Annotated in this window: 12 protein-coding genes; 6 read left to right on the top strand and 6 right to left on the bottom strand. The window is 75.8% G+C overall.

The genetic code is table 11. The features are described 5' to 3' along the window. Positions 1-129: 129 nt before the first annotated feature. Complete coding sequence (locus ACIQUR_RS34875; RefSeq protein WP_403673345.1) at positions 130-642, top strand: hypothetical protein; 513 nt, start codon at positions 130-132, stop codon at positions 640-642. Positions 643-769: 127 nt separating this feature from the next. Here ACIQUR_RS34875 and ACIQUR_RS34870 read toward each other — a convergent pair whose 3' ends face one another. The 4 genes from ACIQUR_RS34870 to ACIQUR_RS34855 all read right to left on the bottom strand — a co-directional run bounded on the left by ACIQUR_RS34870 (position 770) and on the right by ACIQUR_RS34855 (position 8,351). Further along, the gene (locus ACIQUR_RS34870) at positions 770-5,488 is read right to left on the bottom strand and encodes a hypothetical protein (RefSeq protein WP_403673343.1); all 4,719 of its coding nucleotides are present in this window, start codon (positions 5,486-5,488) and stop codon (positions 770-772) included. Positions 5,489-5,734: 246 nt separating this feature from the next. Continuing rightward, entirely contained in the window at positions 5,735-6,652 is a 918-nt protein-coding gene (locus ACIQUR_RS34865; RefSeq protein ID WP_403673341.1) for a hypothetical protein, read from the bottom strand. Then, entirely contained in the window at positions 6,649-6,849 is a 201-nt protein-coding gene (locus ACIQUR_RS34860) for a hypothetical protein (protein WP_403673340.1), read from the bottom strand. The genes ACIQUR_RS34865 and ACIQUR_RS34860 overlap by 4 nt, the downstream gene beginning before the upstream one ends. Continuing rightward, on the bottom strand, positions 6,846-8,351 hold the full coding sequence (locus ACIQUR_RS34855; protein WP_403673338.1) for a hypothetical protein: 1,506 nt from the start codon (positions 8,349-8,351) through the stop codon (positions 6,846-6,848). The genes ACIQUR_RS34860 and ACIQUR_RS34855 overlap by 4 nt, the downstream gene beginning before the upstream one ends. Positions 8,352-8,552: 201 nt before the next feature. Here ACIQUR_RS34855 and ACIQUR_RS34850 point away from each other — a divergent pair, with 201 nt between their 5' ends. The 3 genes from ACIQUR_RS34850 to ACIQUR_RS34840 all read left to right on the top strand — a co-directional run bounded on the left by ACIQUR_RS34850 (position 8,553) and on the right by ACIQUR_RS34840 (position 11,015). Continuing rightward, on the top strand, positions 8,553-9,314 hold the full coding sequence (locus tag ACIQUR_RS34850) for a LamB/YcsF family protein (protein WP_403673336.1): 762 nt from the start codon (positions 8,553-8,555) through the stop codon (positions 9,312-9,314). 160 nt (positions 9,315-9,474) lie between these two features. Next, on the top strand, positions 9,475-10,083 hold the full coding sequence (locus ACIQUR_RS34845) for an allophanate hydrolase subunit 1 (RefSeq protein ID WP_403673334.1): 609 nt from the start codon (positions 9,475-9,477) through the stop codon (positions 10,081-10,083). Between the two features lie 20 nt (positions 10,084-10,103). Continuing rightward, on the top strand, positions 10,104-11,015 hold the full coding sequence (locus ACIQUR_RS34840; protein WP_403673333.1) for a biotin-dependent carboxyltransferase family protein: 912 nt from the start codon (positions 10,104-10,106) through the stop codon (positions 11,013-11,015). A 1,342-nt stretch (positions 11,016-12,357) separates the two neighbouring features. Here ACIQUR_RS34840 and ACIQUR_RS34835 read toward each other — a convergent pair. Both ACIQUR_RS34835 and ACIQUR_RS34830 read right to left on the bottom strand, forming a co-directional pair. Next, positions 12,358-13,752, bottom strand: coding sequence for a HEAT repeat domain-containing protein (locus tag ACIQUR_RS34835; RefSeq protein WP_403673332.1), 1,395 nt, complete (start codon positions 13,750-13,752; stop codon positions 12,358-12,360). A gap of 252 nt (positions 13,753-14,004) precedes the next feature. Beyond that, the gene (locus ACIQUR_RS34830) at positions 14,005-14,406 is read right to left on the bottom strand and encodes an ankyrin repeat domain-containing protein (protein WP_403673330.1); all 402 of its coding nucleotides are present in this window, start codon (positions 14,404-14,406) and stop codon (positions 14,005-14,007) included. A 310-nt stretch (positions 14,407-14,716) separates the two neighbouring features. Here ACIQUR_RS34830 and ACIQUR_RS34825 point away from each other — a divergent pair, with 310 nt between their 5' ends. Then, positions 14,717-14,911 carry a hypothetical protein gene (locus ACIQUR_RS34825; RefSeq protein WP_030199023.1) on the top strand — a complete coding sequence of 65 codons (195 nt, stop codon included), beginning with the start codon at positions 14,717-14,719 and terminating at the stop codon, positions 14,909-14,911. A 47-nt stretch (positions 14,912-14,958) separates the two neighbouring features. Beyond that, entirely contained in the window at positions 14,959-16,569 is a 1,611-nt protein-coding gene (locus ACIQUR_RS34820) for a hypothetical protein (protein ID WP_403673328.1), read from the top strand. The last annotated feature ends 90 nt before the right edge of the window (positions 16,570-16,659 follow it).

Below are 16,659 nucleotides of genomic sequence, written 5' to 3'. Positions count from 1 at the left end.
GTTCACCCCTCGCGGCGGTTGGCTGGAATCTTTCGTTCCGTCACGCCCGGGCGGGAATCACGAGCGGGTGTGAATCGTCTTTCTGTTCAGAACGGCATGGGGAGCCGTGTGGTGGGGAGTGAGCGGACCATGGGCAGGGAGCAGTACGAAGCGGTGCGCGCGGCCGGGACCGGCCGCGGGACCGCGTACGCGACGCAGGAAGAGGACTACGGCTACCGCTCCGGGGTGGCCTTCGGCTACGGCTACCGCTCGGGGCCCGGCGTCCCGAGGCAGCGCGGGCTGTGGGTCGAGGAACCGGTCGGGCGGCGCAGACTGCCGGATCCGGTGCGCACCTCCGCCGTGCGGGCCGTGCTGCTGGTGTCGCTCACGCTGATCCAGGCGTCGGTCGCGTTCCTCCTGACGGTCACCGCGTCCTGGCTGGCCTTCCCGATGGTGCTCGGCGCGATCGCCGGCACGGTCGTCGCCACCTGGGGCGTGCTGGACGTGTGGGTCACCCGGCAGATGTGGAACCAGCGGAACGGCGTGGTCTCGGTGCCGAGCAGCACGGCGCGGCGGCTGCGCCGCGAGCGGCGTCGGGAACGCCGGCGGGCGCGCAAGGCGGCCCGGATACGGCAGCGCGGCGGCCGGCTGAAAGAAGCCTGACCGCCGCGTCGCGGAGCCGTGCACGGTCACCCGCCGCGGGGCGCGTGACCGCCTCCCCCGCCGGAGCGGGTGGCCGCCTCCCCGCCGGGGCGGGTGGCCGCCCCGCGGCCGGTGCGGGTGCGCCGGGCTACTCCGCCGGCGTCTGGCTGCGCCGGAACATGCGCGTGGCCGTGATCTCGCCGTGCACCTGCTCGCCCTCCGGGTCGGGGACCGGCAGGCCGGGCCGCAGGTGCTCCTCCACGCTGATGTACTTCAGGCCGGCCCGCAGGTCCGCGTCGTTGCGCAGCCGGATGACCAGCGGGAACTCCGCGAGCGCCGTCGTGTCGAACAGACCCGTGGTGTAGAGCAGCTGCACGCCGAGCGCGTCCGAAACGGCCCGCTGGAGCTCCAGCAGGTACGTGGCGTTGGCGCGGCCGATGGGGTTGTCGAGGAAGAGCGTGCCCGCGTGGCGGTGCCGGTCGCGGCCGCGGTCGTTGCTGCGCAGCGCGGCCATCGTGCAGTACAGCGCGATGGCCGCGGTGAGCAGCTGGCCGCCGGAGAACACGTCGCCCATCTGGCCCACCGGCACGCGCTCGGCACGCAGCACGGCGTCCGGCTTGAGGATCTCCACGGAGATCCCGCGCGGCTGGAGGGCGGCGTGGACGCCGCGCAGCAGCAGGGACATCCCGTCGCGGCGGCCCTCGCCGAAGGAGGCGTTCTTCCTGACCGCCGAGCGGGTGGCCTCGTCGATCACCTCGCCGAGCCGCTCGGTGAGCGTGGCCTGGTCGGGCTCCTCGAAGCGGATCCGCAGGAACTCCTGGCCCGACCACTCCCCCAGGCCCTCCGGCAGCTGGGAGAGCCGCTGGGCGGAGCGCAGGGTGGCCAGGGCGGACTCCACGAGCCCGCGGAGCCGGTCCACGATGCTGTCGCGGTTGCGCTCCAGCTGCTCCAGCTCGTCGGTCAGGACGCGCAGGCGCGGGGCGAACGCGGCGGCCCAGGAGGCGGCGTGCTCCGGCAGCGCGGCGGCCGGGAGCTCCCGGATCTGCTGGCGCGCGGGGGTGCGCACCTGCTCGTAGCGGGTGGAGTTGGCGTGCCGTACGAGGACGTCGCTCGCCTCGCGTACGGCGGCCTCGGCGGCCGAGAGGTCGGCGGAGCAGCCGCGCAGCGAGCGGCGGGCCTCGGCCGCGGAGTGCCGGGCCTCTTCCAGGCTCCCCGGGTACGGGCCGGTCTCCTGGTCGTCGTCCTCGGCCGGATGGTGGTCCCGCAGCAGGTCGCGCAGGAGTGCGGCGGTCTCGTCGAAACCGCCGACGGCGTCCTCGGCGGCCCGGTGCGCGGCCAGCAGCTCGGTGTGCGCGGCGCGGGCGCTGTCGACCGCGCCGGTGTGGGCGGCGAGCTGGGCGCTGGCGGCGCGCAGCATGGACTGGGCCCGCTCCACGTCGGCGGGGATCTGCTCCTCGGTCAGCTCGACGTGCGCCTCACCCTCGGTGGGGGCGAGGCGCTCCGCCTCGCCGCGCAGCCGGCCGAGCTGCTCGCTCGCGGCGGAGGCACGCGACTCCAGCATCTGGACGAGCGACTCGGCGCGGGCGGCCGCGGCCTGGCGGGACGGGCCGTCGGCGCCGTCGGTGCCCTCCAGGAGCTGGGCGGCGCGGGTGCGGACCTTGTTGGTGAGCCGGTCGAGCTCGGCCAGCGCCGCGCCCTCGTCGCTCTCGGCGCGGGCCTGCTCGGCGCGCAGGTCGGCGCCGACGCCGACCTTCTCGTACAGCTGGGAGGCGGCGCGGTAGGCCTCGCGGAGGGCCGGGAGGGCGGCGCGCGGCCGCTCCTCGGCGGCGTCCGGGGAGGGCAGCTGGTCGGGGTTCTCTGCGGCCGGGTCCGGGGCGCCGGCGATCTCCGCGCGCTCGGCGCGCAGGGCGCGGGCCGTGCGGCGGGCGTCGTCGGCGGCGCGCTGGGCGGCGCGGCGGTCCTCGTCCGCGGCGCGGGCGCGCTCCAGGCAGGCCTCGGCACGGGCCTCGGACTCGGCGGCCTCGTCGGCCAGTTCGCGCAGCCTGGTGCCCCAGCCGGCGCGCTCGCGGAGCCGGAACGCGAGCCCGGCGAGGGCGTCGGCCGCGCGCCGGGCGCGCTGGGCGGCCTCCTGCCGCTCGTCGCGGACCCGGGCGGCGTCGGCGGCCGCCTCCTCGGTCTCGGCGCGCCTGGTACGGGCCTCCGCGAGCCCGGCGGCGGCCTCCTCTGCGGCGGCACGGGCGGCGCGGGCGCGCTCGGCCAGCTCCGCCAGGCGGCCGGGCGGGCAGCCGGTGCGCCAGGAGCCGAGGCGGGCCGCGAGGGCGCGGTCCCCGGCGAGCCGGGCGGCCAGCTCGCGGATCTCGGCGTCGCGCTCGGCGGCCCTGGTGCGCAGGGCCTGCCGCTCCTCGTCGGCGGCGTGCTCGTCGTGCATGGCCGGATTCGGCGGTACGAGGAACACGCCCGCGTCGGCCCCGGCCGGCGGCACGGGGGCGAGGAGGGCCGCGGCGGTGCCGACGGCCACGGCGGAGCGCGGCAGCAGTGCGGCGGAGCCGAGCACCTCACGGGCGCGGGCGTGGCTGTCGGGGTCGGTGATGACGACGCCGTCGACCAGCTCCGGGCGGGCCGCGAGGACGGCCGCGTGGTCGGCGGGGTCCACGGACTGCGCGAGGTAGCGCCAGCCGGGCAGGGCCGGGATGCCGTGCTCGCCGAGGTACTCCACCGTCGCCAGCACGTCGGGGCCGGGCGGCAGCAGGCCCCCGTCGCCGAGGGCGCCCAGGATGCGGGAGTCGTCGGCGGCGGCCGTGCGCAGCTCGAAGAGCTGGCGTTCGGCCGCGGTGACGCCCTGGTCGAGGAGGTGCTGGAGGTCCTCGGCGTTGCGGTCGAGGTCCTCGGCGGTGAGGGGGCCCGGGTGCGGGGCGGGGTGGCCGGGGTCGGTGGCGTCGGCGGTGGCGCCGGGGGCCTGCGGGGCGGCGTCCGCGGTGCCGTCCTCGGCGGGGCGGGGGGACGGCAGAGACCGGTCGCCGGCGGCCGGGAGGCCGAGGAGCTCGGCGAGGCGGGGCTCCTGGGCCAGTGCCGCGGCGGCGCGGCGCTCGGCCTCGTACGCGCCTTCGGCGGCGTCCGCGGCGTCCGCGGCGCGGGCGGCTGCCAGCTCCCCGCGGGCGGCCTCGGCGGCGGCCTCACGGGCGGTGTCGGCGGCGCCCCGGGCCGCCTCGCGGGCCGCGTCCCAGGCCGCGACGGCGGTCTTCTCGGCGTCGCTGGCGGCCAGCGCGGCGCGGGCCGGGTCGGCGTCGGGGGCGGAGTCGTCCAGCCAGCCGGCGCGGACCGCCTCGGCGGTCTCCTGCTCCACCTCGGCGAGTCGCTGGCGGAGGTGCTCGGCCTCGCTGCGGGCCCGCTGCGCCGCGGTGGCCGCGGCCGTCGCGTCGCGGTAGGCGGCCTCGCCGGCGGCCTGGAGCCCGGCGGAGCGCTCCTCCTCCTCGTTGGCGACGCGCTCGCCCTCCCCGGCGGCCGCGTGGAGCGCGCGTACCAGCTCGGCCGCGGCCGTGGCGCGGGCGGCCAGCGCGGGCGCGGCGTCCCGCTCGGCCTCGCGGATGGCGGCGGCCACGCGGGCGGAGCGGTCCGCCGCGGCGCGGTGGCGCAGCACGGCCTCGGCGGCCTGCCAGGCCGAGTGGAGGGTGCGGGCGTCGCCGAGTTCACGCTTCTGGGCGGCGGCGGCCTTCTCGGCCACGGCGAGGGCCAGGGAGGCGTGGCGGTAGGCGAGTTCGGCGGCCACGAGGGAGCTGCGGCCGCGGGCGCCCTCGGCCTCGGTGACCTGGTGGGCGGCGGCCGTGACGGCCTGCGCCAGCTCGGCGGCCCGGCCGCGCTCCTCGGCTGCCCGGGCGGACAGCCGCCGGGCGAGGGTACGGGTGCGGCGCTCGGCGCCCGCGTGGATGTCCCGGGCGCGGGCGCGGGTGTCGGCGGCCTCGACGATGCGGCCGAGGAGGTCGACGGAGCCGGCCGTGAAGTCGCGCTCTGCCATCAGCTCGGCGCGGCGGCCCAGCTTGTTGCCGAAGCCGTGCACGAGGTCGGCGAGGCCGTCGGTGTCCCGGGTGTCGGTGACGGCGCGCAGCAGGAGGTCGGTGAAGTCGGAGTCCTTCTTGACCGCGAAGAGGCCGGCGGCCTCGCCCTCGTCGGCGTTCATCTCGCGCTGGTAGCGGAACAGCTCCGGGTCCAGGCCGAGTTCCGTGAGGTGCTCGTTCCAGCGGTCGTGGATCTCCTCCCAGCACACGTCGAGGTGCGGGTAGGCCTTGCCGGCCTCGGTGATCGCGTCGCGGAAGCCCTTCATGGTCCGGCGCCGGCCCTGCGCGCCCGAGGCGCCCTCGACGGGCGGGCGGACCGCCGTGGACTCGGCGACCGGCAGGTTGTCCAGGCTCAGGCCCGGGCCGGGGCGGAAGGAGTACCAGGCCTCGGCGAACTTGCGCGGGTCGTTGGAGACCTGGCGGCCGCGCCACTCGCTGACCTTGCCGACGACCACGCACTCGCCGGTCTGGGTGTGCTGCCACTCCAGCGCCACGTGCCCGCAGTCGTCCGCGAGCAGGAACTTCCGGAGCACGCCGGAGCTGGCGCCGCCGAGGGTGTTGCGGTGGCCCGGGAGCATCACCGAGAAGATCAGCTTCAGGAGTACGGACTTGCCGCCGCCGTTCTCCAGGAAGAGCACGCCCGCGGGGGCCGGCCGGCGCGGCGGGCCGACGGGCTCCTCCTCGAAGAACTCGGCCTGCGTGGGGGCCGGGTGGGGCACCGGCTCGCCGACTCCGCGCAGGTCGAGCACGGTGTCGGCGTAGCGTGCGCCGGCGGGCCCGATGGAGTAGAGGCGGATCCGGGACAGCTCGTACATGGCGGCGGACTCTCGTGGTGGTGGTCGTGCGGCTGGTGCGGGAGCGGGAGCTGGGTGCGGGAGCGGGGCGCTCGGGGGCTGGGGGCTCTGGAGCCGGGGCTCGGGAGCCGGGGGCTGGTGCTCAGGCGCTGGGGGCTGGTTGCTCAGGCGCTGGGCTGGGGGTGGGGGGCTGGGCTGGGGATTGGGGGCTGGGGATTGGGGGCTGGTGCTCGGCGGCTGGTTGCTCGTCGGGCTGCGGCCGTGCTGCTACGCGTGGAACGGGAGGCCCGCGTCCGCGGCCAGTTCCAGGTCGTCGCCCTCCGGTGGCGGCAGCAGGCTGGCCGAGCCGTCCGTGACGGGCACCACGCCCAGCTCCAGCAGCTCCGCCATCGCGGCGCTGCCCGCCATGTCCCGGACCTGGAGCTGGTAGCGGGCGGTGGTGCGGTACGCGCCCCCGGCGTCGTCCCCGGTGCGCTGGAGGAAGCCGGAGTCGGTGAGGAAGGCGACCGCCTTGCCGACGATGCCCGTGGTGGAGCCGGCCAGGCGGCGGGCGTCCTTGGTGGCACCGGTGGCGCTGCGGCGCGCGTAGACGCGCCAGGCGGCCTCCAGGCCGGGGGCGTCGCTGGCCGGGTCGGAGTTCTCGCCCAGCTCCTCGGCGCGCTCCTCCAGGCGGCGGCAGGCCTGCCGGACGAAGGCGTCGACGCCGTTGACCGTGATGCGGCCGATGTACCCGTCGTCGGCGAGGTCCTCGGGGCGGGGGAAGGCCAGGGCGGCCACGGCGAGGTGGGCCAGGCCGTGCAGGAAGCGGTCGCCCGAGTCGGCGGCGGTGCGGCGCGCGTAGTCGCCCATCCGGACCGCGAACACGGAGTCCTCGCCCGCGGCCACGGCCATGCCGGCCCGGGTGGAGACCTCCAGGACCACCAGACCGAGCCCGGTGGCGACGGCGTCGGCCAGGCGCGCGAAGGCGGGGTCCTCGCGGTAGCGGCGGAGCAGCTCGGCGTACTCGTGGTCGCGGGCGGGCGCCAGCTTGGGCTGGAGGCCGAAGGCGACGAGCCGGGCCGCGTCCGCGGCGTCGGCGGGGGTGACGGCGGCGGATGCTGCGGCCGCAGCCGCGGGAGCCGTGGTGACCTGGTCCGACGGGACGTCGGGGTCGCTCCACGCGGGGTGCTCGGCGTGGTCGGTCACGGCTGGGGCTCCTTGGCTGTCACTGCTGGTCGACTGCTGGTCGTACGGGCGGGGCTGGGGGTGGGGCTGGAGTCGGGGGTGGGGCTGGGGGTGGCGCTGGGGCCGGGGCCCGTGTCGGGGGCGGCGCCGGGGCCGGTGTCGAGGCCCGCGGCGCGGCTGCTCCCGCTGCGGCGGCCGGCGGTCTCGTACGGGGTCACGCCGCCTCCGTACGGTCGGCCGCCATGCCCGCTGCGTCGAGCAGCGCGGTGCCGACGATCAGGTCGGCACCGCCGAACTCCGGGTCGTCGAGCTGCGTGCCGTCGTCCACGGCGAACAGCAGCCGCTCCTCGCCCTGCCGGTACGCGGTGCCGACGGCCGGACTCGCGGCGTGTACGGCCAGCAGCGCGACCAGGTAGGGCAGGTCGGGGTCGAGCCGCCGGGCCTCGGCCAGCAGGCCGGACAGCCGGCGCGGGGCGTCGTGGGGCAGGTCGAGGAGTTCCGTGGCGGCGGCGAGCTGCTCCTCGCTGAACCGGCTGTCGTCCGGGGTCGCGATCAGGTCGGGCTCGGGCATCTCGGCGCCGAGGTGCTCCCGCTCCAGGGGCGGGGTGAGCAGTATCTCGACCAGGTCGGCGACGCGCACGGACACCGGCGTGCGCAGGCCCGTGCCGGCGGCGAAGAAGGCGTCCGTGACCTGCGTCGCCTGCTCCAGGGGCAGCGGGAGGGTGGGCGCCAGGAGCTGGCCGTACAGGTCGATGCCCGCGCGGGCGGCGGGCGCGGCGAAGGCCTGCCGGTCCTGCTCCGCCCGGAACAGCGGGCCCGCTTCGAGGAGGCGGGACTGGAGCTGCGTGTGGCGGCGGATGCAGTCCTTGACGATGTCGACCAGCTCGGCGGCGCGCCGCTTGTTCTCGGGGTCCTCGGCCTCGTCGCGGGCCTTGCGGATGTTGGTGAGGATGGCGTTCTCGTGGCGGTAGCGGTCCGCCACGTGGTCGAGCGCCTCGGCGATCATGTCCGGGACGGTCTGGAGCCAGTCGACGGCGCGGACGTTCCGCCGGGTGGCGTCCAGGGTCTTGCGGAGGGTCTCGGCGAACTGGACGGTGCGGTAGCGGGCCTGCTCGGCGGCCAGCTGGGCGTCCGCGAGGCGGCCGCGGCTGATCAGCACCTCCAGCTTCACCTCGGCGGCGATCTGGGCGCTGGTCACGTCCGTGTCCAGGGCGCCGACCAGGACGTTGACGGCCTCGTCGGTGGTCCGGAGGTAGACGGTGCCGCCGTACCCGGGGACCTCCTCGATCAGCTTGAAGTCGTAGTCCCGGCGCACGTAGACGCCGTCGGTGCCGAAGGTGCCGTAGACCGCGCGGAAGCCGCGGTCGACGCTGCCGACGTTGATCAGGTTCTCCAGCACCCAGCGGGCCACGCGCTCGTGCTCGGCGGCGGGGCGTCCGGGGGCCTGGGCCGCGACGCGCGGCAGGAGGCGGGTGACTATCTGCTCGTGGTCCGCGCCCGTGTCGAAGTCCATGTTGAGGGTGACCAGGTCGATCGCGGCGAGGGCGACCTCGGCCATGGCGTAGACCGTGTACTCGCCGGCCAGGTTGGCCTTGCGGGCGTCCAGGTCGTGCAGCGGGGCCGTGCACGCGAGCGCGCGGAGCCGCCGGGCCAGGCCCTCGTCGGCGGCCGGGCCCGGTGCCGGGGACGGGAGGGTCTTCGCCGGGGCAGGAAACGTCACGACGGAAAGATTAGGCGGTCACCCTGACAACGACCCAAACGGCAGGGTTCGGATGGATTGTTCTGGGGCGTGGGCGGGGCGGGTACGGCGTGTGCCCGGGGCGGGTGCCGTGAGTGGCCGGGGCGGGTACGGCGTGTGCTCGGGGCGGGTGCCGTGAGTGGCCGGGGCGGATGCGGTGTGTACGTGGCCTACGCTCGCGGCATGGATTCCATGATCGTAGCGGGCGCGTCAGGAACCGTCCCACGGGTCGTCGACCTCAACGCGGACCTGGGAGAGGGCTTCGGCCGGTGGACCCTGACCGACGACGAGGCACTGCTGACTGTGGTGACCAGCGCGAACGTCGCGTGCGGCTTCCACGCCGGGGACCCGTCGACCATGCGGCGGGTGTGCGAGCTGGCCGCGGAGCGGGGCGTGCGGATCGGCGCGCAGGTCTCGTACCGGGACCTGGCCGGGTTCGGACGGCGCGCCATGGACGTGCCGGCCCGCGAGCTGGCGGACGAGGTGGCGTACCAGATCGGGGCGCTGGAGGTGTTCGCGCGGGCGGCGGGGTCTGCCGTGTCGTACGTCAAACCGCACGGCGCCCTCTACAACCGCACCGTGCACGACGCGGAGCAGGCCGGGGCGGTGGTCGAAGGGGTCCGGCTCGCGGGAGGCGCCCTGCCGGTGCTGGGACTGCCGGGCTCGCTGCTGCTGGAGGCCGCGGCGGGGGCGGGGCTCACGGCCGTGCCGGAGTGCTTCGCGGACCGGGCGTACACCGAGGCGGGCACGCTGGTGCCGCGCACCGAGCCGGGAGCCGTGCTGCACGAGCCGGAGGCGGTGGTGGCCCAGGCCCTGGCACTGGTGGGCGCAGGGGCCGGCCGGTCGCTGTGCCTGCACGGGGACACGCCGGGCGCGGTGGAGCTGGCCCGGCGGGTGCGGCGGGAGCTGGAGGCCGTGGGGGTGCGGGTGGAGGGGTTCGCGTGAGGGTGGTGCGGGTGCGGGTGGTGGTTCGGGGGCTGCTGGTGGGGCTTGGGCTGGTGGTGGTTCGGGGGCTGCTGGTGGGGCTTGGGCTGCTGGTGGGGCTTGGGCTGCTGGTGGGACGCGGGCCGTCGGTGGGACGGATGCCGTCGGTGGGGGTGGGGGCGTGAAGGTGCTGCGGGTGGGGCACGAGGCGCTGCTGATCGAGGTGGGCTCCGGGGAGGAGGTGGCGGCGCTGCACGCGGAGCTGGTGCGGCGGCGGGCGGCGGGCACGCTCGGGGTCGTTCGCGAGATCGTGCCGGCGGCTCGGACCGTGCTGCTGGACGGTGTGGCGGACGCCTCCGCCCTGGCGGCCCGGCTGCCCGGGTGGGAGGTACCGCCGCTGGTGCCTGCCGCCGGTCCCGAGGTGGTGGTTCCGGTGAGGTACGACGGGCCGGACGCGGCGGAGGTCGCGGAGCTGTGGGGTGCGCCGGTGGCGGAGGTCATGGGGTCCGTGGAGTTCCGGGCGGCCTTCTGCGGCTTCGCGCCCGGGTTCGGCTACCTGACGGGGCTGCCGGAGCGGTTCCACGTGCCGCGGCGCGCGACGCCGCGTACGTCGGTGCCGGCCGGCTCGGTGGCCTTGGCGGGCGAGTTCGCGGGGGTGTACCCGAGGTCGTCGCCGGGCGGCTGGCAACTGGTCGGCCGCACGGATGCGGTGCTGTGGGACCCGGGTCGTGACCCGGCGGCCCTCTTCGCACCGGGGACCCGGGTGCGGTTCCGGGAGGTGGCGGGGTGAGTGGGGTCGGGGACGGTGGGATGACTCGATCGAGTGGGGCGGGCTCCGGGGGTGCCCTCGGTGCCGCGCTGGAGGTGGTGCGGGCCGGTGCCCTGGTGACGGTGCAGGATCTCGGGCGGCCCGGGTACGCGCACGTGGGGGTCCCCCTGTCCGGGGCCCTGGACCGGGGTGCCCACGTGCTGGCCAACCGGCTGCTGGGCAATCCGCCCGGCGCGGCCACGCTGGAGACCACCCTCGACGGGGTGGGGCTGAGGGCCCTGGCGCCGGTCACGGTGGCGGTGACGGGTGCGCCCTGCCCGGTACGCGTGGCGGGGCGCCCGGCGGCCTGGGGTGCGCCGGTGCTGGTGCCGGCGGGCGCGGTCCTGGAGGTGGGGCGGGCGGTGCGGGGCGTGCGCTCGTACGTGGGGGTACGGGGAGGTATCGCCGTGCCGGAGGTGCTGGGCAGCCGGTCCGCCGACCTGCTGTCGGGGCTGGGGCCGGCGCCGCTGGCTGTGGGGGGTGAGCTGGCTGTGGGTGGGGCGGCCGGGGCTGTCGGGGAGATCCCCGGCGTTGACGTACTGCCCGTGGTGGGGCCGCCCGGTGAGCTGGTGCTGCCCGTCGTGCCGGGGCCGCGGGACGACTGGTTCGAGGGGGCCGCGGAGGCGCTGGCCCGCGGCGGCTACCGGGTCTCACCGGCCAGCAACCGCATCGGGCTGCGCACGGAGGGCGGGCCGCCGCTGGTGCGCTCGCCCATCGGGGCCGGGGAGCTGCCGAGCGAGGGCATGGTGCTGGGGGCGGTACAGGTGCCGCCGGACGGGATGCCGGTGGTCTTCCTGGCGGACCACCCGGTCACGGGTGGCTACCCGGTGGTCGGAGTGGTGCCGCGCAGGGCCCTGGACGCAGCGGCCCAGGCCCGCCCGGGGACCCCGGTGGTGTTCGTACCGGTCAGGTAGGGCTCGGCGACCGGGGTCGGAGGAGCGGCCGAACGGCGGCATCACCCGGGCGAAGGGCAGGGAGGTGCCGGGACAGCCACACCACCCGGCCCGGTCTCGGGGAGGTGGACGTATCCGGGGCCGTCCGCCGACCGAGGGTTTCCGGGCCGGGGCACCCTGTCAAGGGCGCTCCGCTGCGCTACGCGTCGCTGCGCGATGACCCTCCGGGTCACCCTTGACAGGCCACCCCGGCCCGGAAGGCAAAGACCTCGGCGGACACCCCCAGGAAAGACGCCCAGGGGGACACCTCATGCACTCCGGTACCGGGTGCGTGACGCGGTACCGGGGTCCGGCCCCGCCCCACGGGGCGGACGCACCACCGTCCGTAGGCCCCCCGCCAGTCTCAGCGGCCTCCGGGCCGGCCGTGCCCCTTCATAAGCCGCCCACGATCGCTACGCGCTCCTGCCGTCACGCGACAACCGGGCCCGTTGTGGCCGGACATAAGCCGCCCACGACCACTACGCGCTCCTGCCGTCAGGCGACTCCGGACCGCCGTGGCTGGACATAAGCCGCCCACGATCGCTACGCGCTTCTCCCACCTCGGCGACAGACGGCCGCCTGGGGGCGGGAAGAGCGATGGGGTCGGAGATGACTCGGATCCATGTCCATTTCCCGCAATTGGCGGGCGAGAACAAGGCAGCCGCGCAGGAAGAGCAGCACGCGGCCGTCGGGGGCGGCTCGCCTCCCACCACGACCGGACCGCCGGCCGCCAAGACCACAGAAACACGTAGCGATCGCTGGCGGCCTCAACCACAACGAACCCGGTCGTCGCGTGACGGGAGAAGCACGTAGTAGTCATGGGCGGCCTATGTCCGACCCAAGACGGCGGTCTGCCGCCTGGACGACAGGAGCGCGTAGCGATCGTGGGCGGCTTATGAAGGGGCACAGCCGGCTCGGAGGCCGCCATGCCGAGTGGAGGGCCTACGGACGCTGACGCGTCCGCCCTTGGGGCGGGGCCGGACCCCGACGCCGCGTCACGCGCCCGGTACTGAGGGGCCTGGGAGGTCCCCTGGGCGTCTTTCCTGGGGTTGTCCGCCGAGGTCTTTGCCTTCCGGGCCGGGGTGGCCTGTCAAGGGTGGAACGAAGTGGAATCGCCGCAGGCGACGCGTAGCGCAGCAGAGCGCCCTTGACAGGGTGCCCCGGCCCGGAAACCCTCGGTCGGCGGACGGCCCCGGATACGTCCACCTCCCTGAGACCGCCCAGGTGGTACCGCCCTCCGGCCACCTCCCCGACACCGCCCCGAGCCACAACCCTGGAGCCCCCGCCCTTCTTGTGAAGGGCGGGGGCTCCAGGGTTGTGGGGATCAGCCCACTCGGGGGTCCATGCGGCTGCGGACCGCCGACTGGACTTCCTCTTCCTCCGCCGGGTCCGCCGCCAGGCGGCGGAGGCGGTCCACCACTCGGGCGTCGCCCGTTTCCGCGTGGCGGGCCGCGATCTCCCTCGTGGACTCCTCGCAGTCCCACAGGCACTCCACGGCGAAGCCCGTGGCGAAGGACGGGTCCGTGGCGGAGAGGGCGGCCGCGGCGCGGCCGCGGAGGTGGGACGAGGCCGTTTCGCGGTAGATGTGGCGCAGCACCGGCGCCGCGCAGCCGATGTGGAGCCGGCCCGTGCCGTCCACCAGGGGCCAGAGGGCGGCGGCGTCGGGGCCCGAGGTGCGGACCGACTCCCTGAGGGCGCCCAGGACGAGGGGGGCGTCGGTGGCGTCGCCGTGGGCGGCCAGCATGCGGCCGGCGGCGGCGCCGAGGGCGTCCGGGCGGTGGACCCAGGCGCGGGCGCGGTCGACGGCGGCTTCGGTGAGGAGGCGTTCGTAGGCGGCGACGACGGCGTCGTCCTCGGCGGCCGCTTCGATGAGGTCCAGCACGGCCGGGTTCTCCGGCTCGGCGGTGACCAGGTGGTGGAGGGCGGTGGCGCGGGCGGCCTCGGTGCCGGTCGCCGCCGCCGCGAGGATGCGCGGGCGGTCCTCCGGGGTGGCCACGGCGGCCAGGCAGCGGGCGGCGGGCACGTGCAGCGGGGTGCCGCGGCGCAGGCCCTGCTCGGCCCATTCGAAGACGGCGTCGACGCTCCAGCCGGGGCGGGGGCCGGCCGGGGTCATCTGGCGCTGCCAGCGGTCGAAGGAGCCCTGTTCGCGGGCGGCGGAGAGGCGTGCCGTGAACTGCGGCAGTTCCTCCCACAGGCGCCAGGGGCGGGGCTCGTAGGCGTCGCGTACGGCGGCGGCCAGCCGCGCCGCGCCCTCCGGGGTCTCCGGGAAGCGGGCGAGCACGGGGGCGCCGAGCGAGCGCAGGCCGGCGTCGTCGTCGCGGACGGCGAGCTCGTCCAGGGCCCAGGACCAGTTGGCGCCGGTGGCGGCGTAGCGGCGCAGCAGCATGAGCGCGTCGTCGCGGCCGTACGAGGCGAGGTGGCCCAGGACGGAGAGGGCGAGGCCGGTGCGGTTCTCGTCGTCGTCGAGGAGGTCGTCGGCGGAGAAGAGGTGGGCCTCGACGGCGCCCAGGGGTCCGTCGAGGTCGACGTACAGGCGGGCGTAGTAGAGGGAGCGGTTCTCGACCTGCCAGTCACGGCGCGGGTCGCTCAGCACGCACTGGTTCAGTGCCGCGAGCGCGTCGGCGCGCGGCGCCGCGAGCGCGTGCAGCGTCCCGTCGCCGCGGCCCCTCTGGAGGAGGCCGAGCAGGGTGCCGCTTGGCGCTATGGACGGTTCGAACATGGGAATGGCCTCAAATCAAGCTGGGGACGCAACCGGGAAACGGGATTCACGTGGCCGCGTAACAGCATGTCGGGGCGCCCGCAGTCGTCTTCCGCTTGATGTGGACCATCACATTCAGCCTTTCGTCAGTGTCCGGAGCTTCCCCCCGTGATGTCGGGGTCGAGTCCCGATCCGACGCCATGATGACCCAGCCGGTTTGCACGCCGCGACCACATTTACGGCCTCCCCTGCGACGTGGGCCCGGCTTCCGGCTCACTGGGCTCCGAAGAGCTCCAGCAGCGCGGTCTTCCCGAACATGCGGGCCGTGTCCACGGCCGACGGCGTGCCCGCTTCCGGGTCGGCTCCGCCCGCGAGGAGGGCCCGGATGACGGCTTCCTCGCCCTTGAAGACGGCTCCGGCGAGCGGGGTCTGACCTCGGTCGTTGGCGCGGTCCGCCTCGGCGCCGCGGGCCAGCAGGGCGGTGACCGCCTCGGCGTGGCCGTGGTAGGCGGCGAGCATGACGAGGGTGTCGCCGCGGTCGTTGGTGAGGTTCGCCGGGACGCCGGCGTCGACGTAGGCGGCGAGGGACTCCGCGTCGCCCTGGCGAGCCAGGTCGAAGATCTTGGTGGCGAGTTCCACCACGTCGGCGTCCGGGGTCTCCGGGGTCTCGCTCATCACTGCCGCCTTCCGCCGCTCTTGGCACGAGTTTCCCCAGGCCGGGCGGGTCTGGGGCGGTACGGCACTGCGTCCGTACGAGTGAATCGACAGGGTACTGCCCCGGCGGGGGCGTGGCGGGACCCGGCGTAGGCAAAGATCACCCGGGAGTGACCCCCTGCACCGCGCGGGGCGGTTCCCGCCACTCGAACGCGGCTGGTCAAGTGAAATCCGAACGGATTCACCCAAATGCACCTTTTATCGCATAGATACTTCCTGTGAGCCTGGAAGAACTCATGGTGACTGTCCCCATCAACCAGGAGAACTTCTCATGGTCCTGAACATCTCAGGCGTCGTGCTGCTCGGCATCATCTGCTTCCTGTTCTTCAGGAAGGACGGGATGAAGCTGTCGCACGCGTTCGTCGCCGCACTCTTCGGCTTCTTCCTCGCGGGCTCCGCCATCGCACCGAGCATCACGGCGAGCACCGCGAGCATCGCCTCGCTGCTGGGCGGGATCAAGCTCTGATCCTCCGCCCCACAAGGACACGAAAGAGACAACTCCAGGAGACGCCCGTGGCCCGGCGACCACTTCCCCGCATCCTCAGCAGCGGCAGCGCGTCGCTGGCCAAGGGCCGCGACATCGCGCGCACGGCCGCCGACAGCGCCACGGACGTCATCCATCCGCTCCTCACCGTCGGGCGCGGCCTGCGCGTGCTGGCCGCGACCGCACGGCGCAGGTGGGCCGACACCCCCAAGGACAAGCGTGGTCCCACGCTGTTCCTCGTGGCGGCCTGCCTGCTGGTGGTCGCGCTCGTCCCGTACGGGCCGCTGCTGGCCCTCGTCGCGCTCATGGCCGCGGCCGCGTGGCAGGGCCGGGACCGCACCCCGGTGAAGACGGAACCGAGCGACGCGGAGACGGAACGCCTGGGCGCGCTGTACGAGGCGCTCGTGCCGTACTTCGCCGTGCCCGAGGACCCTGCCCCGCTCTTCGCCCACGGCGGGGAGTGGGACAAGGCCTTCAGCGGCTACGCCTTCGACGAGGGCGGCCGCGTCTCCCGGCTGCGCATCCGCTACCCCGCCTACTTCACGGACGGCGAGCCGGCGGCCCGGGCACGCATCGAGCAGCTGCTCGCCGCGAAGTCCGGGCGCGGCCGCGAGTACCTCTTCGAGTGGGACGAGGAGGGCAACCAGCTCGACATGACCGTGCTGGCGGCGCTGCCGACGGGCATCGCCGCCCAGCGCTTCGTCACCGCCCCCGGCGAGGTGGTGCTGGGCTTCACGGACGCCGGCGGGGTGCAGCGCACGCTGCCCGTCGCCGACGGCGAGGAGACCCGGGACGTCCCGCCGGTGGTGTGGCGGTCCGGTGCCCGCTCCACCGAGCCGCACCTGCTGGCCGTGGGCCAGCCCGGCAGCGGCACCTCCACGCTGCTGCGCTCCATCGCGCTCCAGGCCCTGCACCACGGGGGCGACGTGCTGGTCGTGGAGGGCGGCGGCAGCGGCGAGTACGCCTGCCTCGGCGGCCGCGCCGGCGTGCTGGCCGTGGAGTGCGGGCTGACGGGGGCGCTGGCCACGCTGGAGTGGGTCTCCGTGGAGACCGAGCGGAGGCTGATCGCCGCCAACCGCGCACGTCAGGCCGGGCAGCAGGCCCCCGAGGACACCCGGCGGCCGCTGTGGGTGCTGCTGGACCGGCCCAGCGTGCTCGGGCACCTCGCCGCGGCCGAGGGGCGTCCCGATCCCCTGTCGCTGCTCCAGGTCCCGCTGCGGCACGGCAGGTCCGCCCACGTGACGGTGGTCGTCGCCGAGCAGTTCGAGCACCTGGAGCTGCTGTCCGACGCCGTGTACGCGCACACCCGCGCCCGGGTGGTGCTGGGCCCCGCCTCGATCCCGCAGATCACGGGGATCCTGGGGGTGCCGCCCCACACGACACCGACGGCGCAGGTCCCGCCGGGGCGGGGGTACGCGCGGCTGGGCGCCGGGCCGGTGCACCGGCTCCAGGTGCCGGCCACGCCCGATCCGTACGACGACACGGCGGCCGCCCCGCACCGCGACGCCGTGCGGGAGCTGCTGCCGCAGCGCCAGGGGCCGGCCGATCCGGGTCCTGACACGCTGGCCGGCGTGGAGATCCCGGCGGCGGAGATCGCCGAGGTGAACACGGTCAAGGGCGAGGTCGAGGGCGCCCGGTAGCGGCTGCGCCCCGGCCGGCACCCTCCAGCGGGTCGTCCCGGCCGGCACCCCCGGCTGACACGCCGCGGCCGGCACCCCCCCCCCCCCCCC

This window comes from Streptomyces sp. NPDC101132, assembly GCF_044759225.1.
GTDB lineage: Bacteria > Actinomycetota > Actinomycetes > Streptomycetales > Streptomycetaceae > Streptomyces.
The sequence above is the reverse complement of the archived record's forward strand: the minus strand, read 5'-3'. Positions and strand labels throughout refer to the sequence as shown.

What these genes read in the sequence shown, in the direction of transcription:
- ACIQUR_RS34835 (WP_403673332.1), bottom strand. Translation starts at nt 13,752, where the DNA reads ATGTTCGAACCGTCCATAGCGCCAAGCGGCACCCTGCTCGGCCTCCTC.
- ACIQUR_RS34830 (WP_403673330.1), bottom strand. Translation starts at nt 14,406, where the DNA reads ATGAGCGAGACCCCGGAGACCCCGGACGCCGACGTGGTGGAACTCGCC.
- ACIQUR_RS34840 (WP_403673333.1), top strand. Translation starts at nt 10,104, where the DNA reads ATGACTCGATCGAGTGGGGCGGGCTCCGGGGGTGCCCTCGGTGCCGCG.
- ACIQUR_RS34825 (WP_030199023.1), top strand. Translation starts at nt 14,717, where the DNA reads ATGGTCCTGAACATCTCAGGCGTCGTGCTGCTCGGCATCATCTGCTTC.
- ACIQUR_RS34875 (WP_403673345.1), top strand. Translation starts at nt 130, where the DNA reads ATGGGCAGGGAGCAGTACGAAGCGGTGCGCGCGGCCGGGACCGGCCGC.
- ACIQUR_RS34870 (WP_403673343.1), bottom strand. Translation starts at nt 5,488, where the DNA reads ATGTACGAGCTGTCCCGGATCCGCCTCTACTCCATCGGGCCCGCCGGC.
- ACIQUR_RS34850 (WP_403673336.1), top strand. Translation starts at nt 8,553, where the DNA reads ATGGATTCCATGATCGTAGCGGGCGCGTCAGGAACCGTCCCACGGGTC.